5 protein-coding genes are annotated in these 3,480 nt (G+C 70.3%); all 5 read left to right on the top strand.

Annotation, left to right across the window (positions count from 1 at the left end; all coding sequences use genetic code 11):
• Positions 1-224 (top strand): hypothetical protein (locus G6019_RS03260; protein ID WP_206681803.1); only part of this gene is annotated, 224 nt, incomplete at its 5' end.
• A gap of 9 nt (positions 225-233) precedes the next feature.
• On the top strand, positions 234-1,832 hold the full coding sequence (locus tag G6019_RS03255) for a hypothetical protein (RefSeq protein WP_182612273.1): 1,599 nt from the start codon (positions 234-236) through the stop codon (positions 1,830-1,832).
• Positions 1,829-2,263, top strand: coding sequence for a hypothetical protein (locus G6019_RS03250; protein WP_182612272.1), 435 nt, complete (start codon positions 1,829-1,831; stop codon positions 2,261-2,263). Before G6019_RS03255 ends, G6019_RS03250 begins: the two co-directional genes overlap by 4 nt.
• A complete protein-coding gene (locus G6019_RS03245; RefSeq protein ID WP_182612271.1) occupies positions 2,253-3,044 on the top strand; it encodes a hypothetical protein in 792 nt (263 codons plus the stop codon). The genes G6019_RS03250 and G6019_RS03245 overlap by 11 nt, the downstream gene beginning before the upstream one ends.
• Before the next feature lie 60 nt (positions 3,045-3,104).
• Positions 3,105-3,480: hypothetical protein (locus G6019_RS03240; protein ID WP_182627034.1), on the top strand; the 376-nt coding region annotated here is incomplete at its 3' end.

Below are 3,480 nucleotides of genomic sequence, written 5' to 3'. Positions count from 1 at the left end.
TGCCGTCGACGTCGACTCCCCTGGTGCTGGACACCGACCCGGCCACGGGCGGCGTCATCCGCGCCGATGCCCCTGGCGGGGAGCTCGACCATCCGGCGTGGCGGGCGATGCGGGGCCGGCGGGTGCCGCGGCCGATCGAGATCGGCGGCACGTCGGAGGGCTGGGTGCTCGACGGCTGCTCGATGTCGTGCCGGGTGTTGGTGCTGGATCCGTGGGCGTGGTGAGGGGGCGGCATGTCTGACTGGTCTCAGGAGCGCGCTGACACCATCGCCGCCGGCGACATCGTGTTCAAGCTGCTCGACAAGGAGATCCAACCGGCCGCGGACCTGCACGGCGCGCTGCGCTGGGAGGCTCCGGACACGGTCAACGAGGTCGGGGTGTTCACCGGCGAGTGGGGCGGCGACCATGCCGCGACGGGCGCGTTCATCCCTACCGATCTCGCCGCAGTGGATCCGCAGGCCGGGTGGCGGGCCCTGGTGGACGAGGCGCAGTGGATCCTGGTCCAAGCCGGGCCGTCGTGGCGTGACCGGCTGGTCTACCGGGTCGGGCGGATCCGCGACCATCACGGCCGCCGGGACGACCGGATCGAGGTCGAGGCCGAGAGCCTGTACCGCCACGTGGAGAAGATCGCGTGCCGCTCCGACCCGAGCTCGCCCACCCTTGCGGTGCAGGCCAAGTACCGCGACTCGCGCCGAGGGGAGTCCAAGCGGGTCCTGAAGGACTACCTGCTGGTGAACCTGCTGCGGGACTTCCAGCCGGGTGGGATTTCCGGCTGGGACCAGTGGGCGCCATCGGCGTGGTCGGGGATCCTGCCGGACCGGTGGCCGATCATGGTCAACCCGCGGATGTCGGCGATCATCACCGCCTACACCCACCTGGATGCCCGCTTCGACATGGCCGGCGACCTGTTCGCCGAGACCCTCGACGCGGCCGGCCTACTGCTCACGACCGACCTGTGGCTGGAGGGTGACCCGCAGCCGTTCCCCGAGTACTGCACGCTGACCAAGCCGACGCTGATCCTGGACGTGGTGCCGCGCGGGTTCGACACCTCGGTCACCGGGCACATCGGGGACATGCTCAAGGGGCTGACCCGGTCGTTCTCGACCGAGCAGAACTCGCCGATCCTCGAGCTCGGCGACCGGCCGCTGACCCACGCCGAGGTGCTGCCGTGGGTGGTGTGGCGGCCGAAACACATGCACGTGACCTCCGAGTTCACCATCACCAAGTCCACGGACTGGCGGTCCACGGTCGGGGGACGCTCGCCGGAGGCGATCAACCGGATGATGGCCGGGACGACGAAGTCGATCTTCTCCGGTATCGGCGCGGCTCTGGCGGCCGCGGTTCCGGTGTTCGGGCCGCTGCTGGTGGCCGGCGCGGCGATGCTCGGCGAGTGGGTCTCCGACCTCACCCAGGACCGACTGTTTGCGTGGTCGTCGTGGATCAACCTCGCGCGCCGTGATGCCCACGGGCGGCTCGCCTACCGCGACCAGGTGCACGCCGGTGACGGCTGGTCGCTGCAGGCGATGCAGCAGGGCTTCGCGGCCCTCGCCGCTGGCGCCGGATCGATCTCTGTGGCCTTCGACGTCGACCGATCGGCCCCGTACCGGATGTTCCGGGACTTCCGGGCGGGGGACCAGTGCGGTGCGGAGCATCGCGGCCTGGTGTTCGCCAGCTACATCGAGTCCTGCTCGATCGGTGCCGAGCGTGGCCGACCGTTCCAGACCGTGGCGCTCGGTGACCCGGCAGGCCGCGAGTCCCCCGTGCGGGCGCTGGCGATCTCCGTCAAGGGCATCGCCAACGCCCTGGCCCGAGTCAAGACCTTCATCCAATGAGAGGAACCGCGGTGGACCTGGACCTGCTGTACCCGTATGAGACTTCACCGGAGTTCCACCCGCTGTCGTGGGTGTTCTTCCACGCCGGCGGGGTCCAGATGGACATCGAGCAGTGCGACGCCCTCGCGAAGCACGTGTTCGGAGATCTCGGCTGCGACGGCCCCGGGTCGGCGTCCGAGCCGTCCATCAAGTACGACTCCTTCGGCTCCGGTGGGGCTCCGTGGGAGCAGGGGGCGTGGATCCCGCGGGAGAAGCGCCGGCGCCCGGTGCGCACGACGATGCCGGACAAGCCGGTGACCGAGATGGACGAGGACGAGTTCGTCGAGGCGCAGCAGGCGATCGTCATCGGCGCGGCAGTGCGCCGGGCCCAGGCCGCGGATGCCGCCGACGACTACACCCCGCCGAAGGACGGTGACACCGGTGGGCGTTGACCTGTCGGGGGGCTCGTCCCCCACTGTCCCCGAGCGCGGCCGAGGTCTGCTTGAGTCAATCCTCGACGACGTCACCACGGTCGCCCAGGCGCTCGCCCAGGGCGTCGACGGGCTCATCCGCGGTGTGATCGACATGGTGCTGGGCCGCTACGAGGGCGACATCCCCGCGTTCGTGGACGGCCAGGAGGCGCTCAGCAACCGCCTGGAGCTGCTGGGCAAGATGGGCTACTGCGCAGTGGTGATGGAGCAGGGGTTCCGGCTGGGCCCCGGCCGAAACCGCGCGTTGCCGTTCAACAAGATGCTCGGCCCGAACCAGGACGCCGAGCTGGTGACCGTCTCCCGACAGCACCCCGGGCTGGGCTCGACGTTCCGTACCGAGGCGTGCATCCGGCTCGACCGCGAGGGCGCATGGGACGCCACAGCGTTCTTCTCCCACGGCGGCGACGGCTACAACAACGGCTTCGCCGAGATCGCGGTCCTGCGCCCCGACTTCACGGTGTACTCGCTGGCCACGATCCCGCTGACCCAGGGCAAGTCGGGAGGGCTCGCACCGAACGGTGGCGACCCCGTGGTCATCCCCACCTCGTTCGTCGTCCCGGAGCCGGGCTACTACGTGCAGGTCCGGTTCCGGTACAGCGTGGCGGTCGGTATCCGAACGGTCCGCGGTGGCTCCCGCTACAACCGCCTGATCGTCACCCAGTGGTCCGAGCGGGTCGAGAACGACGACGTCTCCGAAGAGGAAACCGGGATCAGCGACGACGGCTCCCCCGCCGACCCATGACCGATCGCCCGCACGACCGGCTCGACCAGCCCGCTTACCACGACTGAAAGCGAGGACCTGATGCGCACAGTGACCATCAGCCTGGAGGACATCACCGGAGTCCCCGCGCAGGACGGTGACGTCGTGTGGGTGTCATCCCCGGTTCGTCGGCCCGCAAACGGCCGCACCCTCATGCCACGTGAGCAACCCGTCGACCTGGTGGCCGGACAGGGCTCGGTAGAGGTCCACCCGGGCCCACTGCATGTGCGGTTCGACCTGGCCGGCGTGACGTTCCGCGAAGGCCCCACAGCGCGGGTAGTCGTCCCCGAGGGCGAGGGCGCGGCGACGCTGACGGAGCTGCTGTCGGCGGCGACCGACTGGACCCCGGAGGAGATGTCGGAGTTCGCCCGGCTGCGGGCCGAGGCGGTTGCCGCCGCGCAGCGCGCCGCGACCGACC

This window comes from Dietzia sp. DQ12-76, assembly GCF_014145045.1.
GTDB lineage: Bacteria > Actinomycetota > Actinomycetes > Mycobacteriales > Mycobacteriaceae > Dietzia.
Note: the sequence above shows the minus strand (reverse complement) of the source record. Positions and strands in the feature narration are given on the sequence as shown.